Origin of the sequence: Halobacteriovorax sp., from assembly GCF_041587335.1 — a bacterium.
GTDB lineage: Bacteria > Bdellovibrionota > Bacteriovoracia > Bacteriovoracales > Bacteriovoracaceae > Halobacteriovorax.
Genome location: NZ_JBFGYP010000012.1, coordinates 25,127 through 44,291 on the forward strand (window position 1 = coordinate 25,127; position 19,165 = coordinate 44,291).

17 protein-coding genes and 1 tRNA gene are annotated in these 19,165 nt (G+C 34.8%); 11 read left to right on the forward strand and 7 right to left on the reverse strand.

Translation table 11 applies throughout. The features are described 5' to 3' along the window. Window positions 1-102: 102 nt before the first annotated feature. The 4 genes from ABX784_RS03480 (at window position 103) to lspA (ending at window position 4,810) form a co-directional block, all read left to right on the forward strand. Window positions 103-870, forward strand: a complete 768-nt coding sequence (locus tag ABX784_RS03480; RefSeq protein WP_372652609.1) for a hypothetical protein — start codon at window positions 103-105, stop codon at window positions 868-870. Between the two features lie 79 nt (window positions 871-949). Next, window positions 950-2,788: an ATP-binding protein gene (locus ABX784_RS03485; RefSeq protein WP_372652611.1), complete on the forward strand. Its 1,839-nt coding sequence runs from the start codon at window positions 950-952 to the stop codon at window positions 2,786-2,788. Between the two features lie 14 nt (window positions 2,789-2,802). Next, window positions 2,803-4,302, forward strand: coding sequence for a sigma-54-dependent transcriptional regulator (locus ABX784_RS03490; RefSeq protein ID WP_372652614.1), 1,500 nt, complete (start codon window positions 2,803-2,805; stop codon window positions 4,300-4,302). 37 nt (window positions 4,303-4,339) lie between these two features. Continuing rightward, window positions 4,340-4,810: a signal peptidase II gene (gene lspA / locus ABX784_RS03495; protein ID WP_372652649.1), complete on the forward strand. Its 471-nt coding sequence runs from the start codon at window positions 4,340-4,342 to the stop codon at window positions 4,808-4,810. A gap of 14 nt (window positions 4,811-4,824) precedes the next feature. Here lspA and ABX784_RS03500 read toward each other — a convergent pair whose 3' ends face one another. After that, entirely contained in the window at window positions 4,825-5,250 is a 426-nt protein-coding gene (locus ABX784_RS03500) for a 4Fe-4S dicluster domain-containing protein (protein ID WP_372652617.1), read from the reverse strand. 157 nt (window positions 5,251-5,407) lie between these two features. Here ABX784_RS03500 and icmF point away from each other — a divergent pair, with 157 nt between their 5' ends. Both icmF and ABX784_RS03510 read left to right on the forward strand, forming a co-directional pair. After that, a complete protein-coding gene (gene icmF, locus ABX784_RS03505) occupies window positions 5,408-8,563 on the forward strand; it encodes a fused isobutyryl-CoA mutase/GTPase IcmF (protein WP_372652619.1) in 3,156 nt (1,051 codons plus the stop codon). Continuing rightward, window positions 8,563-9,159, forward strand: a complete 597-nt coding sequence (locus tag ABX784_RS03510; protein WP_372652622.1) for a cob(I)yrinic acid a,c-diamide adenosyltransferase — start codon at window positions 8,563-8,565, stop codon at window positions 9,157-9,159. Before icmF ends, ABX784_RS03510 begins: the two co-directional genes overlap by 1 nt. Here ABX784_RS03510 and ABX784_RS03515 read toward each other — a convergent pair. Then, on the reverse strand, window positions 9,149-9,895 hold the full coding sequence (locus ABX784_RS03515; RefSeq protein ID WP_372652625.1) for an FHA domain-containing protein: 747 nt from the start codon (window positions 9,893-9,895) through the stop codon (window positions 9,149-9,151). The two genes, ABX784_RS03510 and ABX784_RS03515, sit on opposite strands and share 11 nt — an antisense overlap. A gap of 143 nt (window positions 9,896-10,038) precedes the next feature. Between ABX784_RS03515 and ABX784_RS03520 the strand changes: the two genes are divergently transcribed. Then, window positions 10,039-10,380 (forward strand): HesB/IscA family protein, encoded by a 342-nt coding sequence (locus tag ABX784_RS03520; RefSeq protein WP_372652627.1) that lies wholly within the window; start codon window positions 10,039-10,041, stop codon window positions 10,378-10,380. 12 nt (window positions 10,381-10,392) lie between these two features. Continuing rightward, window positions 10,393-11,913, forward strand: a complete 1,521-nt coding sequence (locus ABX784_RS03525) for a tetratricopeptide repeat protein (protein WP_372652630.1) — start codon at window positions 10,393-10,395, stop codon at window positions 11,911-11,913. On the opposite strand, the gene ABX784_RS03530 is transcribed toward ABX784_RS03525, so the two are convergent. Together ABX784_RS03530 and ABX784_RS03535 are read right to left on the reverse strand one after the other, a co-directional pair. After that, window positions 11,908-13,338 (reverse strand): HEXXH motif-containing putative peptide modification protein, encoded by a 1,431-nt coding sequence (locus tag ABX784_RS03530; protein WP_372652633.1) that lies wholly within the window; start codon window positions 13,336-13,338, stop codon window positions 11,908-11,910. The two genes, ABX784_RS03525 and ABX784_RS03530, sit on opposite strands and share 6 nt — an antisense overlap. A 126-nt stretch (window positions 13,339-13,464) precedes the next feature. Next, window positions 13,465-13,539 (reverse strand) — tRNA-Asn (locus tag ABX784_RS03535). A 190-nt stretch (window positions 13,540-13,729) separates the two neighbouring features. Between ABX784_RS03535 and ABX784_RS03540 the strand changes: the two genes are divergently transcribed. Next, window positions 13,730-14,239 (forward strand): hypothetical protein, encoded by a 510-nt coding sequence (locus tag ABX784_RS03540; protein ID WP_372652635.1) that lies wholly within the window; start codon window positions 13,730-13,732, stop codon window positions 14,237-14,239. A 42-nt stretch (window positions 14,240-14,281) separates the two neighbouring features. Here ABX784_RS03540 and ABX784_RS03545 read toward each other — a convergent pair whose 3' ends face one another. From ABX784_RS03545 to ABX784_RS03555, 3 genes are read right to left on the reverse strand one after another with little or no spacing between them, the layout of a single operon-like run. Beyond that, window positions 14,282-15,802, reverse strand: coding sequence for an aldehyde dehydrogenase family protein (locus tag ABX784_RS03545; protein WP_372652637.1), 1,521 nt, complete (start codon window positions 15,800-15,802; stop codon window positions 14,282-14,284). Window positions 15,803-15,810: 8 nt separating this feature from the next. Then, window positions 15,811-16,830 carry an arginine N-succinyltransferase gene (locus ABX784_RS03550; RefSeq protein ID WP_372652639.1) on the reverse strand — a complete coding sequence of 340 codons (1,020 nt, stop codon included), beginning with the start codon at window positions 16,828-16,830 and terminating at the stop codon, window positions 15,811-15,813. 8 nt (window positions 16,831-16,838) lie between these two features. Continuing rightward, window positions 16,839-18,203 carry an aminotransferase class III-fold pyridoxal phosphate-dependent enzyme gene (locus ABX784_RS03555; RefSeq protein WP_372652641.1) on the reverse strand — a complete coding sequence of 455 codons (1,365 nt, stop codon included), beginning with the start codon at window positions 18,201-18,203 and terminating at the stop codon, window positions 16,839-16,841. A gap of 75 nt (window positions 18,204-18,278) precedes the next feature. Between ABX784_RS03555 and ABX784_RS03560 the strand changes: the two genes are divergently transcribed. Together ABX784_RS03560 and ABX784_RS03565 are read left to right on the forward strand one after the other, a co-directional pair. Continuing rightward, window positions 18,279-18,944: a hypothetical protein gene (locus ABX784_RS03560; RefSeq protein ID WP_372652643.1), complete on the forward strand. Its 666-nt coding sequence runs from the start codon at window positions 18,279-18,281 to the stop codon at window positions 18,942-18,944. Window positions 18,945-18,953: 9 nt separating this feature from the next. Then, window positions 18,954-19,165: hypothetical protein (locus ABX784_RS03565; RefSeq protein WP_372652646.1), on the forward strand; the 212-nt coding region annotated here is incomplete at its 3' end.

A 19,165-nucleotide genomic window follows, 5' to 3' on the forward strand; every position in this document is an offset into this window, starting at 1 on the left:
ACTTGACTTGGTGAGTTATATCCCTATTACGAATTCTTGTCTATAATTTCATGTAAAAGGTGTAATAAAGTAAGGATCAACCTTCTTTGTTTGATATGTAATATGCTGTTTTTATTTGGTTTTCTTTTATTTTTTTATGGTGTGACTAGCGCGCTTGGCTTTATTATTCTTCCAAACTTTGGAGAAATATACGCCTCGGCAGTCCTTAGTGTATGGATTCTTATTGAATTTTTGTTCGGGGATCGAATCCTTCTTGGTTTCATGAGGGCCAAGTTGATAGTAGAGCAAAATAGAATCGCATATATGCTATCAAATATTAGATTAAAATTCTCGATACCAAGAGTTAATCTTTATTCTTCTAGAAGGGTAAGAGGATGGCATATCATAGATAACGCCTTTTCAAGCCCCGTAATAGTAGTGAACCCTGACACTGTAAGAAAATTAAGCGATAGAGAGTTAGAAGCCGTTTTAAGCTTGGCCTGTTTTGTTATTAGCAGAGGAGTGGCTAGAAAAAATTCTATTTATTTAGTTCTCTTTAGTATTATTCTAAGCCCATTAGCACTATGTAGTATCTTAGAGCGCTATAAACTTGATGGTATTTCTGTAATCATAAAGTATCTTCTTATGCCTTTTGCTATTTTAAAAAGCTACGTACTCAACGGTAAGGCGATAGAGCAAAGTGCTATCGAGAAATTTTTAGAAAAGTTTGACTTAAAGCATGAGCTTGAAGCAGGACTATTTAAAATAAATACAAATACTGTAGCGAAAAGGTCATATCTTTTTCATATCTGTACTGAAACAATTTCCCTCACTCACCAAGAAGGGAAAGAGAAGTTATCATATTACTTAAAGGTAAAACACGGCCTTTAATAAATTTGATAACTTTGGCTATTAATTGAAACAATTAAAAATAATTCTCGGCTATTTAAAGAAGATAGATACATCAAGATTGTATCCACTAATCTTTACTATTATCTTTATAGTCGTTTTGTTCCAGTACTCATTTGCATCATTAGAGTCAATATTTTATGACCTTAGAATTAAGTATGATTGGGGTATTTCCTTTAAAGATGAAATCGTTCTAATCACTATGGATGAGGAAAGTGACCAATTTCTTGGAGAGAGCTTTCCATACACTTATGCTTCCCATGAAGTATTAATTGAAAGGCTCTTTAGCGATTCTCCCGCATCTGTAGGGTATATGGTCGGGCTGTTAGAGCCAGACTCATCAAGAGAAAGTGAATCTCAAATTAAATTTAAAGGCCTGACTCAGAATTATTTAAAGAGTGGAGGAGTCTTTAGGTTTGGCACCAATATGGACAACTGGGATGAACACCTACCTCCCAGAGACTTAAGGGATCTAGGCTATTCATTATCTGTACTAAATAAAGACAATGTGACTTTTTCTAAAGATGATATCTCTAGAAGAGCTCTTATAAATATTTCTGGAGAAGAGTCTTTTCATCTCTGGATGGCAAACGCCATTAGAGAGAAGAGAGGGTTAGAAAAGTTAGATGCTACATCCATTCAAGGAGCATATTATCTACAAGAGGCCGATGCAACTTTCACTTTATTTCGATATTATACAAATCCAATATCTTCAAAAGGAAAAATAAAAAAGATTCCATTTCATAGAGTGTTAGTTGGAAATTTTCCTAAGGGATTCTTTGAAGATAAGATTGTTTTAATAGGGCCTAGCTATATATCTAATGCAAACGATACAGTTCTAACTCCTTTTAATAGAGAGGACTATATAACATCAAAGCTAGCTGTCCATGCACAGATTATTCAATCTTTTTTACAGAATAAAACGATTTTACAAGTTCCAAGAGATATATCTAACGTATTAGCTATTTTGATCTCTCTTTTTCTATCTGTGATTATATCTAAAATGAGGCCGACAACAGGTGTTGCAATGGCACTTGCACTGATGTTTGGAGTGATTACTTTAGCATATTTACTATTTTCAATGTTAGGTTTATGGCTTTATGTGACTCATATAATACTTACTGTGTTTGTTGTATATTATATATGGGTTCCCTTTAGGGCCATTGGTGAGTATCAGAGAAGATATGCTATTCAGGAAGAAACTAAGCTCTTAAAGAAAGTTGAAAACCTAAAACAAAACTTTATTTCCTTAATGAGTCATGACCTAAAAACTCCTGTCGCAAAAATTGCTGGTATGGCAGATGTAATGAAGCATAAAAATGCAGGTAATATAGAACTCGCTACAGGTCTTCAGTCTATAATTGATGCAACTAAAGAGCTTAATAAGTTTATTTCATCCATTCTAGATTTAACAAAAGTAGAATCGCGCAATATTTCATTGAATATGCAATCCAAGGATATAAACTCTATCGTTGAAAATACGGTTGATAACTTAAGATATGAAGCATCGACAAAAGATGTAAATGTAATACAAGAATTATCTCCACTATATCCTATTGAGTTTGATGTTAATTTGATGAAAAGAGTTTTTGCAAACTTAGTTGAGAATGCAATAAAATACTCTGGGGAAGGCTCTGAGGTTAATGTTAAAACTTGGGATGATGAACAATGGGTATACATAACAATTAGTGATAATGGTGTAGGTATACCTCCTGAAGAACTAGACTATATATTTGAGAAGTTCTATCGGGTAAAAAATGATGCAAGTCACTCAATTAAAGGGACCGGACTTGGACTATATCTGGTAAAATATTTTGTAGAACTACATGGTGGAACCATTGAAGCGACTTCAGAAGTTGGGAATGGAACCACATTTAAAATAAAATTAAAGAATAAATAAACAAAGGAAATAATATGCACAAGGTACTTGTTGTAGATGATGATAAAGTTTTACAGGATTCTGTTAAGCAAGCTCTAGAGTTTCATCACTTTAAAGTAGATACAGCAGATAATGGTAAAGAGGCCCTCAGTTGTGTTTATAAAGAAAAGTATGACTTAGTTGTTATGGACGTTAATATGCCTGAAATGAGTGGTATTGAGGCTCTAACAGAAATTAAAAAATATGATCCATCAATTATTGTTCTTATTCTAACGGCTTATTCAAATGTTGGAGACGCAGTTAAAGCAGTTAAGGAAGGTGCATATAATTATTTAGAAAAACCTATCTCTTCAGAAAACTTAGTGGCCTTAATTAAAAGAGCATTAAAGGCGCGTAGTTTAGTTGAGACATCTATTTTCTCAGCACCTTCTCTTTCTTTAGGAAGAGGAGATGATAAGTTTGTTGGTGAATCAGATGTAATGCAGAAAGTATTTGGGGTAATTTCAAAATTGGCACAAGTAAATACTCCAGTTCTTATTCGAGGTGAATCAGGAACAGGTAAAGAACTTGTTGCAAAGGCAATTCACTACAATGGACCTTTGAAAGACGAAAGGTTTGTAACAATTAACCTTGCTGCAATTCCTGATAACTTGATTGAGTCAGAATTATTTGGACACGAAAAAGGTGCATTCACAGGTGCAAGTGAAAGAAAGATTGGTAAGTTTCAATACGCTGATGGAGGAACGATATTTCTAGATGAGATTGGTGACATTTCTCCAACAATGCAAGTTAAGCTCCTAAGAGTACTTCAGGAAAAATCTTTTACACCAGTTGGATCAAATAGAGATATTAAAAGTGACGTAAGAGTCATCGCGGCTTCACATAAGCCGTTTGAAGAAATGATTAAAGAAGGAACATTTAGAGAAGATTTATTCTACAGATTAAATGTTTTACCTGTGTATCTTCCTCCTTTAAGGGAGAGAAAGTCAGATATCCCATTTCTAATTAATTACTATGTGAAATATTTTAATGGAATTCATAACTTAGAAATGAAGGGCTGTGTTCCAGATGCCCAAGAGGTTCTAAAAAACTATTCGTGGCCAGGAAATATTAGAGAGCTCAGAAATGTTATTGAGCATGCTTTTATTATTGAATCATCTGAGCAAATCAATATCTCTTCTCTGCCTGACGTTGTAAAAAAGAGTGCTAATATTGTTGATCGTCCTGAGGAAGATTCTGATGAATCAGGAGTTCAGATCGATTTCAAAGGTATCCAAGACTCAGTGGTAGATAATATTGTTGAAGACTCTGAAGTGAGTAAGTATCAATTTACTTTTGCAACAGTGACGGAAGATAATGAGATTAAATTGGACTTTCAAGTAGCTAAAGATCTATTTGAAAAAGAGTTTATTATTCATGCATTAAAAATGAATAAGGGTAAAATCAATCAAACAGCGTTGAAAGCAAATATACCTAAGAAGACACTACTTAGAAAGATTGAGAAGTATGAGATTAACCCTAAGTCGTATTATTAGGAATAGATAGATGGATAGAATTTGGAAAATGTCCCTCATGATTGTGGGGGTTATCCTTTTGGACCAGTTTACAAAAGGGGCGATTCAACAAAACTTCACTTTAGGTGAGAGCTTATCAGTGATTCCAGGTTTTTTTAACTTGGTCTATGTGCAAAACTCTGGCGCAGCTTTCGGAATGGGTGCAGGCTCTGGAGATTTTATAAGAATTACTTTCTTTTTAGTTCTTCCAACGATTGCTTGTCTTTGGTTGCTGTGGCTGATTTGGAGCACAAGACATACGAGCGCTTGGCTTTGCACAACCTATAGTCTTATCTTTGCAGGAGCTGTTGGAAATCTAATTGATAGATATAGCTTAGAGTACGTAGTCGATATGTTTGATTTCTACATAGGAACAAAACATTTTGCAGCATTTAATATTGCGGATAGTGCAATAAGTATTGCCGCTGTTATGTTAATTATTGATTTTATGTTTTTAGAAAAAAAGAGAAATGAAAAAGCCGCTTCATAGGAGCGGCCTTTATATTAAGCAGTTACTTCTTGTTCTTCTTCTTCAGTCTCAACACCATTCTTTTCATTCAGCTCACCGAGAACATCTTCAGTAACGTAGAGCTCTGATTTGAGAGTTTCGTTACCCCAAGCAGTGAAAGCATCATCTGAATTGTACATTGTAATCGTTTCCCAAGGACAGTCTTGCGAACAATTCTGACATCCAATGCATCTTGCGAGGTCAATTTCCACAGTTTGATTAAAACCTGGGTTTTCTGGATTGGGTCCGGCAACCAACTCAATAGAGTCGACCGGACAGCCAGCAATGCAAACTTCACAGCCTGTACAACCACTTTGGTGCACAATCGCTAGTAATTTCGGTGGCTTCTTACCCTTACGAACAGGCTTAACTCTAGCCGTGTGAAAAGGGTTCTCAACAATAATTGTTCTGTCATCACTCATAGGAATAACCTTTCTGCGTAAATATTAATCAGTTTAAGCTTCATAATAGCCTAAATTTGCATATGTATAAAGAGATTTTGCAACCTCTGGTTTATACGATATATTCCCTCTGGTGTAAATTCACTAGTGTTAAATATATTTTATGGAGAATTCGTTGATGAAGCGCTTAAGATTCGTAACTGCAGCCAGTTTATTTGATGGTCATGATGTATCAATCAATATTATGAGACGCCTACTACAGGCCAACGGAGTGGAGGTTATCCACCTAGGACATAATAGGTCTGCTAAGGACGTAGTAGATGCATGTCTTCATGAAGATGCTAACGCCGTTGCTTTGAGTTCTTATCAAGGTGGTCATAATGAATACTTCGCGTACATAAGAGAGCTTCTAGATGAAGCAGGTGCTAAAGATGTTAAAATCTTTGGTGGTGGCGGAGGTGTGATTACACCATCTGAAATCAAAGCACTACATGAGAAAGGTATTACTAAAATATATTCTCCTGAAGATGGTATGAAGTTAGGTTTAGAGGGGATCATTAAAGATATGATTGCTAAGGCCGACTACTCAACTCTTGAGGGTGTGAATTTTAATGATTATGAAAATAAAAAATTAACGAACTTAGAAATATCTAAAGCAATTACATCAATTGAAGATGGTGTAGATCTGCCATTTGAAATTAAATCAAAAGATACTCCAGTCCTTGGGATTACAGGTACAGGTGGGGCAGGTAAATCGTCTTTAATTGATGAAACACTACTTAGGTTTCACAGATACTATAGTGATTGCAATATTGCCTTGATTTCAGTTGATCCTACTAAAAAGAAAACTCAAGGAGCACTGCTTGGAGATAGGATAAGGCTTGGTAGTTCAAGTTACGATAACTTCTATATTAGATCGCTTGCAACTAGAGACTCTAAAACAGAGCTATCACCACAGATTGAAAAAGTAGTGAACTTCTTAAAGTCGCAAAGTTATGACTTAATTATTGTTGAAACTTCGGGGATTGGTCAGGCATCTGATGCAATTACTAAAGTTGCAGATAAATGTATCTACGTTATGACTCCGGAATATGGAGCGGCAACACAGCTAGAAAAAATTGAAATGCTTGAACAAGCAAACTTCATTGTTTTAAATAAATTTGAAAAACCAAGATCAGAAGATGCTCTAAGAGACATTAGAAAGCAATATAGGAGAAATCATCTTCTATTTGCGGGACACCCTGGGGCTCCAACAGATGATGAGCTACCAATATTTGGAACTATGGCATCTCAATTCAATGACTCTGGAGTAAATGCTTTATTTTCTGAGATAGCATCTCAATTTGGATTTGATACATCAAAAATTGAAGGGATCAAAACAGAGAGAGCACCAAAGAATAAGACAAAAATTATTGCTCCAGAAAGAAGCTTATACTTAAGAGATATTTCATCAACTGTTAACTCTTATAATAATGAAGCTAAAGAAAACTTTGAAAAGTTAAAGGATTATGAAGCTTTATTAAAAGCAACAGAAATCATGCCTGAAAGTAGTGACTTAAAAGTAAAGCTTGCTGAAGTTAAAGAGGCGATCTCTCCAGAAGTTTTTAAAGAACTAAAGATTTGTGAAGATGCAATTTCTCAATATAAGTCAGGGGAATTTTCTTATACCGTCAGAAATAAAGAAATTAAAGTTCCAACAAAGTTTGAATCTCTTTCAGGGTCAATGATTTCAAAAGTTTCATATCCTAGGCTTGATTCAATCTCAGAAAAATATAGATTTATTAAGAGAGCAAACTTACCTGGTTACTTCCCATATGCAGCAGGGATCTTTCCTTTTAAAAGAGCAGATGAAGACCCTAAAAGAATGTTTGCTGGTGAGGGTGGACCTTTAAGAACAAATAAGAGGTTTCATTACTTATCAGAAAATGATCCAGCAAAACGTTTATCAACTGCTTTTGATTCTGTAACACTCTATGGAGAAGACCCAGATAAGAGGCCAGATATATTTGGAAAGATTGGAGAGGCCGGAGTTTCTATAGCAACTCTTGATGACATGGGTGACTTATTTAAAGGCTTCTCATTAATAGACCCAATGACTTCAGTTTCGATGACTATAAATGGTCCAGCTCCAATAATTCTTGCAATGTTTATGAACACGGCAATGAAACAATCTCTAAGTGAGAATGACTTCTGGAATGAAGAAAAAAGAATGGAGATCATGAGACAAGTTAGGGGAACTGTGCAAGCAGATATTCTAAAGGAAGACCAGGCTCAAAATACATGTATATTCTCTCTTGAATTTGCATTAAAGCTTATGGGAGATGTTCAAGAATACTTCTGTAAAGCAGCGATAAAGAATTACTACACAGTTTCTATTAGTGGATACCATATTGCAGAAGCTGGGGCGAACCCAATTTCTCAGCTTGCCTTCACACTATCTAATGGGTTCACTTTTGTTGAATACTACCTCTCAAGAGGTATGAAGATTGATGATTTCTCTGGAAACTTATCGTTCTTCTTCTCAAATGGATTAGACCCTGAGTACACAGTTATTGGACGTGTTGCAAGAAAGATTTGGGCCGTAGCTATGAGAGATAAGTACGGTGCTAACACTAAGTCACAAATGTTCAAGTATCATATACAAACATCGGGAAGGTCACTACACGCTCAAGAAATAGACTTTAATGACATTAGAACAACTCTACAGGCGTTCTTAGCCCTTAGTGATAACTGTAACTCCCTACATACAAATGCTTATGATGAAGCGATTACAACTCCAACAGAAGAGTCAGTAAGAAGAGCTATGGCAATTCAGATGATTATAAATAGAGAGTTTGGCTTAAATAAAACAGATAATCCTATGCAGGGATCTTATATTTATGAAGAGCTATGTGACATTGTAGAAGAGGCAGTACTTAATGAGTTTGAAAGAATCTCTGATAAAGGTGGAGTTCTTGGAGCAATGGAAAGTATGTACCAAAGAGGAAAGATTCAAGAAGAATCTCTTCACTACGAAACTCTAAAAGATAATGGAGAGCTTCCAATTATTGGAGTTAATACATATATTGCAGATAACTTTGAAGAGCAATTAAATCAAGAAATAGAAATTTCAAGATGCTCAGATGAAGAAAAAAATGAGCAGATTTCAAGATTAAATTCATTTAAAGATAGAAATTCAGACCACTCAACTGAGGCGCTTGCTAAGTTACAAGAAGTTGCTTTAAGTGGTGGTAATATTTTTGAAGAACTTTTAAAGACTGTTAATTTTTGTACTCTAGGTGAAATAACAAATGTTCTTTACCAAGTTGGTGGAAGATACAGAAGGAATATGTAATGACTGAAAAGTCTAAGGTTTATACTCGTTCTGGTGATAAAGGTTCGACTGGATTAGTAGGTGGGACGAGAGTTTCTAAGGGAGACTCTCGTATTCATATTTATGGTGAAGTTGATGAGTTAAATTCTCACCTTGGGATGGGAATATCTCTAATTGAAGAGTTTTCAAATAGTGACCTTTTATCATTGGTGCCATTTCTTAAAAGAATTCAGTACAACCTTTTTGTAATTGGTTCAATTTTTGCCTGTGAAAAAACAAAAAGAGATAGCTACTCTCTCCCTCAAATAAGCGAAGAAGATATATTAAATTTAGAAAAAGAAATAGATTTAATAGACTCTAAGCTTGAGCCTTTAAAGTATTTTGTTTTGCCTGGTGGCCATAAAATATCATCTCAATTTCATATTGTTCGAACTACTTGTAGAAGAGCTGAGAGATATGCTAGCTCATATGAGTCTCAAAATAATGGAGAACTTCCAGTCGAGACTCTTAAATATATTAATAGGCTATCAGATTTCTTTTTTATAGTTTCTAGGTATGCAAATAAAGTTATGGGCTCAGATGAAGTTTGGTGGATACCTGGAAAGCCTACTTCTTAAAGGCCTTTTTTATTTTCGATGCAAATGATTGCTTGTCTTTCTTCTTTCCTGAGCTGGTAGAGTCATCTAGTTTAATAAACTGAGTGTCACCACTAGACTCTTCAAGGTCTATTTGTCGCTCATTTGAAATGCCTGGGTTATCTGAAGGCTTCTTTTCATTAATTTTTTTTCCCTTCGCTGCAATTCTATCTTTTAATGAGCTCTTCGGGCTGGAGCTATTATCAGAGTTAGAGCTAGCTTCCTTTTTTTCATTGTCAGCATCTGGAAAGAATTTCTTTGGAGCTTGAGGTTTCACTTTTTGAGTGTCTGGAGAGCCTTCAGCTTGCTGTCTTGCTCGAACCACTTGCGATGGCTTTAGAACTTTTTGATTAGAGGGAAGGTCTACAAATTTTATCTGCGCCGTCGGCTCATCTCTCGTTAGAATAGCCTTCTCTTTTGGTGATAATCCTGCATGGTCTATGAAGATTTCACACTGGCCTATTTTAATAATGTCATCCAGCATTAGATGCGAGTCCATAATCTGACAATCATTTAGGTAGGTACCATTAGTAGACTCAAGGTCTTTAACTAAAACTTTAAATTGTTCAGTTAGCTTAAAAGCACAGTGTTTTCCTGAACACATTTGGTCTTGGATTTGAATATGGGTTTTACTTGATCTACCGAGCACAACTGGGCGAGAAGTGAGCTTTACTCTCTTATCTTTGTTGTTTTCTCTAATTATTAAATGCACTGGCATAATGTGATCTCCAATGTTTATGATAATTCACCTTCGTGTTTTGGACAAATAGGGAAAATTAAGGCGTTTGTCTTGATAATGTTGTATGATAGAAGTAGGTAAATGGTACAAATTTAGTCTAGTATTAAGAAAATGGAATAATTATGAGTGAAAATAATCAAATTGTAGGTATTACGGAAAAAGCTTTAGAACATATTAAGCATATCTTTGATAGTGAAAACAAAGGTTTAGACTATGGTCTTCGCCTTGGTGTTATTGGTGGTGGTTGCTCAGGGCTTAATTATAAAATTGATTTTGATCAAAAGAAAGACAACGACAATATATGTACTTTTGGGGATGTAAATGTGTTCATCGACCCTAAGTCCTCAATATACTTAAAAGGTGTTATTTTAGATTTTAAGGATGGCTTAAATGGAAAGGGCTTTGTCTTTGTAAATCCTAATGCCAAAAATACGTGTGGTTGCGGAGAATCTTTCTCAGTCTAATGGAATAAAATAATGAATGAATTTGAATTGTTTATAGAAGGTCGAAAGGGAACTCTTTCGGATTGGGATCTGTGCGTAGTATCTGGAAAGGATAGAGAGGCTTTTTTTCAAGGCCAAACAACTAACGACATACTTTCAATGCCTGTTAATACGTTTAACTTAAACTCTAGAGTTGATAGAACAGGGAAGATACAATTCTTTTTCATAAATATAAAAACAGAAAATGAACTTCTTTTATTATTTCCAAGTGACGTTAGTGATTCTGCAATTGCTGAGTTCAATAAATTTATCATAATGGATGAGGTGGAACTTTCTAAAGATGAAAGAAAGGTCTTTTACACTATATCTAAGGACACTCAGAGAGCTGAGTTTATAAGTGGTCTACTCTATGGACTTCCTTCAAGCTTAAGCTTTTCAGATAAGAATTCAGACTTAAAAGAATTATCTAGTGATGAAAAACTAGAATTAAAAATTAAATCGGGTTGGCCTACTTGGAATGTCGATGTCCACGCAGGAGATTTAATAAATAATACGAGGCTTAATGACCTTGCTGTTTCATATACAAAGGGTTGCTTTCTCGGTCAAGAGACAGTTGCTAAAGTCCATAATGGTAGAGGAGCAAGTTTTTATCCATCTTTACTTGAATCAAAAGACGTAGAGAAACTTAATCTCGGTCCTTTTAAAATTAATGATAGAAAAGGCGGAGAAGTAATAACTAAGTCAGCTCATGTGGCAATGGTTAAGCTTTTTAGAGAATTCAGAATTGAAAATAAGTCCTTTGATGTTAATCAAGACGAAAGAAGCATAAGCTTTACCTTTAAAAACTACTCAGTAGGTCAAAGTATAGAAAGCTTCTCGCATGAACTCTATTTATACGCTGTAAGCTCATTTCAAAATGAAAAAGTGGAGATAGCAATAGCGGCACTAGAAGCTGTAATTGAGTTAACTCCGGCCTTCTCAGATGCTTATGAGTCTCTGGGAGTTATTTACGGTAGACAAGAGAAGTTTGAACTCGGGATAGAGTTAATGGATAAGCTTTTAGCTACAGATGAAACTTCTGTTATGGCACATACTAATAAGTCTCTATACCTTATGAGGCTTGGAAAAATTGAAGAGGCCGAAGAAGAAAAAGGCCTGGCTACAGTTAAGTCTTTTGCTCAATTTGGTAAAGTTGCGAAAGAGAAGAAAATTAAAGAAGAGCAGGAAAAAGAAAAAGAGAATCAAATAAATCAGCGTGAATCAATGTTTAAGCAAGTTCTTGAAATTGATAAAGATGATACGATTGCTAACTTTGGAATGGCGGACGTATATTTCTATAGAAAAGAATATGAGAAGGCTAAAGAGCATTTAAAGCGTGTTGTTTCTGTAGATGATAAATACTCTACCGCCTATACTTTACTAGGAAAAACCTTAGAAATTCTTGGTGAGATCGAAGAGGCCAAAAAGGTCTATGTAAAAGGTATTGAAGTTGCAAGTGCGAAAGGGGAACTTATGCCTGCAAATGAAATGCAGGCAAGGCTTGTTAAGTTATAATCTGTAATGCTTTCCTTCTTTTTTTAGAAGGTCCTTAAGTTCATTTAGAGATTGTAAACTGTCTTTATCTAAGCTCTCTACAGCTTTTAGAGCAAGTTCTTTCTTATCAAAAGTAAGTTCTTCAATTGTCTTAATGAGCTTTCTTCCTTCATCAGTTACTTTCTCTGACTCATAAGCAGAGTCTAAGTCTTCAAAACAAAATGTTAACATTTCAAATTCTTCTAAGAATCTGAGAGTTATTTTATTTTTTTGTTCTTCGTTGAAATTATTTAATTTTTTATTAAGTACTTCATTTTCAAATAGAGTTGAGAATAGTTCTAGGGCCCAGTAGAAAGTGAAGGCTCCATGATATATACCCCTGATTGGTCTTAGAGACTTTCTCCAAGGAGAAAAGTATATCTTCTCATCATCTTCATTGATTAGTTCCTCTGAGTTTAGAAGTGCGTTCAAGTAGTGATGGCCATTTTCGTGTAAAAGATCATCAATGAGATCAACAAAGTCTCTTTCAAAAACATTGATACATGAAAATCCAGGAAGTTGTTGTTGTGAGTAGCTAACAATTGATGGCTCATCTATTGGTATAATGGTGTGAGAAAAGCTTGAAAATGTATTATAAAGATTTTCAGAATTCTCCTTAATTATACTGAGGGCCTTCGTAATGTTTGTCCTAACTTCTTCTACTTTAGAGAAGCCTTTTTCACAGTTAGGTAAAACATGAATTTCTTTATTTTCAATAGTTAGTGGCCTTAGTCCATCAGTGATTACGTATCTTTTATCACCCTCTAGATAGATAAGGTTTTGATGCTTGTTTACTCCAACAATTGGAAGAGTTGGAAAGGTTTCGCATGCAGGTTCAAGACGAACAAGTTGATTTGTATTTCCAAGGTATAGACATTGATCATTGTCTCCCTTCTCTGGGATAGCCTTGTAGATATAGCTCTCTTCTCCGAGTAGTGGATTTTTAGATATATTTAAATAGAAGAAAGAAACTATTTGATTCTCAAGTATTGGCTGAAGAACTTTAGATGAATCTAAGATTGAGTTATCTAATGAAAGTAGTTCTAAAAAACTCTCTGTTAGATCACTGTCATTCCAGAAGTTAAAAAGTTCTTCTTCAACTTCAGCAAACTCTTCATCGTTCTTTGCTGCTTTCATTTCTACACATTCTTCATGTAGTTGAACGAGGTAGATGACATTTTCAAGAAGTGTAGACCAGTAAAAGTTTAAGTTAGAATAAAGGTTTAATTCCTTATCTCCAATGATTTCTTTTAAACGATCTAGAAACCCTTCGCTAAAGAATTCATTAGTATAGCCAGATGTTAAGTCTTCACGTAGATCGTGTAGTAATTCTTCATATGATGTAGAGACAGCTTGCTTTACTTTTGAATGTGTTTTTAGATCGAAAATATTTTTCTTCGTTATCATCAGTTAACCCCTTGAGTTTTAAATCTTTTAGCTTATTAAAATATTGATTGTAAACTGAGCAGGAAAAGACGATATCATTTCAGTTAGACTAGAAGTTTTAAAGTATAAATTTAATTGAAAATAAAATGGCTGGGGTGGAGGGATTTGAACCCACGACCAACGGATTAACAGTCCGCTGCGCTACCGCTGCGCCACACCCCAGTAGATGTGAGAGTTACATTTATAAATGGCATCTCTATTTTTGTCTAGACCTTTTTATAAAAAAATTGCCAACAAAGGGTATTTACTTACGAGAAGCTGTCTATCTTGTTGATTTTATTAATTATTGTTGGCTAAAGTTATTTCCAGTAATACCCGATAGGTTTGGTAGGTTTTAGCCAAAGGAAGCCCAATGAGTGCTAAGAATTTTTTATTGACGTCAATTTTTCGAGTACTCACACCTGAGGAAATAAGTGAACTTACGAGTTCTTCAGCAGGAGAGAATAGATCCTCATTAACAGATATTATTAGCCAAAGGTTAGATGGTGTAAGTCATGACTTTTCTGATGCAGAAAAAATGGCAAAAATTTTACCTTTTAAGAGTAAAGAAAAAGATGAAGATGAGATATCAGTTAAAACAAATTCAGGTGGGAAGGCTAAAGAATGTATAGATCGATTCTTTGAGAGAAGAAAAGTTAAAGATACTGCTCTGAATGAAGATGGTGAATTAGTTGAAACATCTAGCTTTATTTTTAAAGAGAAAGAAAGGTTTGCTTACTCTCAATCAAAATTAAAGCAAATTGAAGTATTGAGTCTATATAAGAAAAATGCTGCAGTAGATGTTGATCAGATGCGCGCAATGAAAGATGACTTTTCTCAGTCTGTAGACTCGGGTGTTTTAATAAACAAGAAGCATTATTAGTAAAGATAAGCGATGCTCCTAAATAAGAGCATCGCTTAATATTTATTTCTTTAAACCAACAATGTTATTTAAATCAACTTCTTCTTCTTTTAGAATCTCAAGAGAAGCCTGTTGGTATACACAAGCATCTATTGTTGTAACAGCAGCAGGATGATAGTTTCCTGAATTTTTTACACCACCAAAAGGTAGCTTCGCTGATGCACCAACTGTAGACCTATTTAGATTTACGTATCCATGATCAAGATCTCTTAGTGCTAATTCATATAGAGAATGATCTTTTGTAAAGATAGAAGCTGCTAGACCGTATTCTGTTTTATTTGCAATATCAATTGCTTCTTCAATTTCATCGTATGGAATAAATGTACAGTTTGGACCAAAGATTTCACTCGATAAGAAGTGACTTTTGTCATCCCACTTTTGAGCAAGGTGAATTGATGGTGAAACATAGTGACCATCAAACTTTTTCTCTAGCTTCTTTCCTCTCATTATTTCTTCTAGGCCTTCTCTCTTTGCCATTCCAACATAAAGTAGGTAGCTATCTAGAGCTTGTTGGTCTACTAGGGGTCCCATGAAAGGAGTTTCATTGTGCTCAATTGGGTGATCTACAATTATCTTCTTAGATAATTCGTGAAACTTAGAAACGACTTCGTTACAAATACTTCTATGGATTGGAACAATGGCAGTTGAAGTACATCTTTGGCCTGTTGTTAAAAATGACCCTTTAATTAGTTCACCAAGAACATAGTCAATATTCACATCACTATGAACAATGGCAGGGTTTTTTCCACCAAGCTCAAGAGATACTAACTTTCCTAAGTCTTCATGCGTTTGTTTTAAAATAGATCTACCAATATCTTTAGATCCTGTGAAAAAGACAGCTTTAATATCTCTGCTTTTTAGAATTCTTCTAGCAATCTCACCATCACCTTGAACAAGGTTTATCACACCACTAGGAAAACCAGCTTGTGCTAAACATTCAAACATTAGCTGTGCCGAGTAACATGTTTTTTCTGATGGCTTAAATATAATCGTATTACCGGCCATAAGAGCACTTGTAATTTGTCCGTTTGCTAAGTGACAAGGAAAGTTGAATGGTCCTATGATAAAACATGGTCCGATAGGTTTATAGTGAATATATCCATTTGTTGATGGCATAATGTCATTGTAGACCTTTGAAGTAACACGTGGAAGTGAATCAGATATTGTTACATCAATTTTAGCAATCAGTGCTCCAGCCTCTGTAAGAGCTTCCCAGTATGGTTTTCCCATTTCTAATGAAATTGCTTTTGCAATTTCTTCTTTCTTTGTAATTAGAACTTCTTGATATTTTTTTAAGTAAGAGATTCTGTCTTCTATAGAAGATTTTCTCCACTCTTTAAAACCTCTAGTTGCAGAGTCGACTACTTCCTCAGCATGACCATAATGAATTGGACATTTCCATAGAGTTTTAGTTAAGTCCGCGGGACTTGTTCTTGTAATCCATTTCTCTACAGCCTCGGGACCAGAGAATGGAGGTTGAGTAAATTCATTATTAAAGAAGTTACCTTTCAATTCATAAGTCATATATTCTCCTAAAGTGGAATTGCATTTATTTTTGCATTATTTTTTATTTCTAAATCTTCCATTTCTTTCATGTTTGTTAAAAGCTTTCCACCTTTTATTACACCACTAACTTTTACAGCAATAAAATCATCACTATCTTTCAAAGAAACGAGGTAGTTTTTTACATCTTTCTTATCAACATCTTGATTAAACTTTAGGTCGAACTCCTGGAGCTCCTTGACTGGTTTTATATCACATAGTTTAGAGCGATAGTGTGGTCCACCGTCAAAAGGATCTACTTCTTTAGTGTACTTAAAGCCAATATTTTCAAGCATTCTTTTGACTGGTAATGTGTCTTGTCCAACTTTACCAATTGCATTTCTGGCCTCAAGAGGTAGTAATGTTTCATATATTGTATCTGATGGATAAAGACTTAGAATGAACTCTTTATTACTTCTACTTAATAAGTCAGCATCATGGTATTCCATATTCAAAAATCTTCTTCCTATGGCCTCCCATAATGGTGAGCGTCCATCCTTATCGAAAGGAGGCATAAGTTCAGAGTGAATTGTATCCTTAAATCTTTTTTGATTTAGACCCATGTAGAGAAAGCGTACATAAGATAACTGCTTACCAAGCTTATGATTATTGTTTCTATAGTTAGGGTCTAAAATCAATCCACCAATTTCAGTTGGTCCATTTGTGTCATAACCAAGCTTAAGCGTTCCATGAATAAAGCCTGTATTAATAGATTCACTAAATTTGTTTTCCTGTGAGACAGAAAGGAAAAAATGGGGCTCTTCATCAGTTCCATGCTGAGCATGAATCATAGAGCACCCAATGACTTTTCCTTTTGATAAGTCTTCAAGAACAAAGATATATGTATCTTCACTAATGTCTTTTGAGGCCTTCTTAAATGCCTTAATTGAACTCTTTACTTTCTTAGTTATAAGTTCTTTATCTGATGGAAGACTTATAAAGACATAGTGCTGGCTAAGTACAAATAAATCTTCAATATCACTAAGCCTCGCTGGCCTTAGATTAAACATGCAGTCTCCTAAAGTACTTCATCCGCTGTTTTAACAATAACTTTGAAAATTTCATCGATGTGTTCATCTGTTAAACATGTTGGCAGAAGAAATCTAACTCTTGTAGGCTCTTTACCGGCCATGAAAGAAATGATTCCATTCTCGTAAAGTTTCTTAATAAAAGAAATTGTAACTTCTTTAGATGAGTCTCCAACTTCAAATGAAATCATGGATCCTACACCACCAGAGTAACCAATCTTTCCCTTACAAACTGTTTTAGATAGAGTTGATAATCTAGTTAGAAACTGAGTTTCTAAATATTTCATTCTTCCATCTTGTCCGTAGAAGTTTCCTTCTCTCAGATAGTTGACTACTTTTTGACCAGCATTAAGAGCTGCAGTAGACCCATTGAATGTTCCTGCTACAAGTCCTGGCTTTGGATTTAATTCTTCAGTGAATAGTGTTCCACATGCTTGAAGCGCTTTACCAATTGTAACTATGTCGACATATTCATCTAGTTCGAACATTTGAAAAGCAAATAGTTCTGTTGTTCTTCCGAATGACTGAACTTCATCAACCCAGATGTAGAGGTTGTTTTCTTTTGCCCATTTAAATACGCCTTGATAGTACTCTTTTGAACCATATACAAATCCTGCTTCACCTTGAATAAGTTCAAGCATGATGGCACAGTATTGATCTTTATTTTTCTTAACTAGTTCATTCAGTGCTGCAAGAGTTTTTTCGAGAGACCCTTCTGGATCATTTTGATCAAAGTGAGGAACATGGTCTACATCAATAGACTTTGGTTGTCCTACTCTGTAGTCTTCATTGTAAGTAATATCTTGAGTTGCAATACTTCTTCCTGCAAATGCTTTTTCAAATGCAATAAGCTTGTGAGCAGGGTCTTTCTTTTGCCACAACATTTTTAAAGCAGTATCGTTTGCAAAACTTCCTGATCCAGAAAACCAGAAATGCTTTAATCTACTTCCCTTTACTGACTTAATAATTTCTTCTGTAAGCTTTTGTGGCTCTTGATGAGTTAAAAGGTTTCCACACATCATTACATCACCAGTAGCAGCTTCAAGATGTGCTTTGATATATAACGGATGAGAGTGTCCAAGTAAGTTTGGACCAATTGCTCCAATAAGATCGTACTTAATTGAGCCATCTACTAACTCAGTAAATGGACCATGCCCTCTTCCTGAAGAAACGTACTTGAAGAAAAAGCCACGACCTTTACCTTCTTCATACTTGCTTAGAATTTCTTCATTCATATTTTCTTTTCCAGCATCTGGACCTTTAAGACCCATGAACTTCTTTTGCTCAAGAAGAATACTTGAAAATAACTTATTAGAAAGGTCTAGAACTTCCTCGTTTGAAACACCAATTGTCATAAAAAAACCTCAAATTTTAAAGTGTATACATTACCGCAACTTGCATTATTAATGTGCTAAGTTGATAATATGCTCATGGCGAATACTAACATAAATGAAATATCAAAGTCATTAGAGACACTATATTTAGATAGCAAGTTTGATAAAGCGATTGATTTACTTCTCAGGAGTAAGAGTCAGCTTTCCGATGTCGACTTTCACTATAATCTTGGGACAGTTTATACCAAGATGGGTGACCTTGGACCGGGGCGTTACCATTTAGAGCTTGCTATGAAAAAGGGATATATTGGATCTGATTTACTAAATAACTTATCTGTAATTAAATCGAAGATACAAGGGATAGATCTAACCTTGTCAAATGATGTATCTGATCAATTTATTGGTATTGTATCTCAAATACCTATCTCATATGGCATAAGTATTACTTTGGTACTTTTGATACTCTCTGTTCTTCTTTTTAAATTTAAACAAATTAAAAATAAGTACGCTCTTGCACTACTGATTGCTTTATCTTTTCTTCCAATTGGAATACATCAAGGAGCTTTAGCAGGTAAGACTTTTGCAGTTAATATAAATGAGATGAAAGTATATGAAGGGCCTTCGTCTGTTTATGATGTGAAAGCAACATTGCCAGGTGGCTTAAAGTTTATTTTAGGTAAGCAAGATAGTGAGTGGTTCTATATCGATCACCCTGTCAGTTTATCTGGTTGGGTTAAAAAAGAAGATATTGGAATACTTTAAGAGGGTAGAATGACAAACAAAAGCTTTGAAAAAGATATTGAGACTAATAAAGAGTTACCTCCAAAGCTAGATATTCCTATCTTGAAATACTTTTGGCAGTCAAACCCTCTTTTTTCATCAAATAAAAATTCTATTCCTAAATTCTTAAGAAGGATTAAAGTTTTAGAGAACTTTTCTGATAACGAATTGAGGTTACTTTCAAACTCCCTACATCTTAGGCA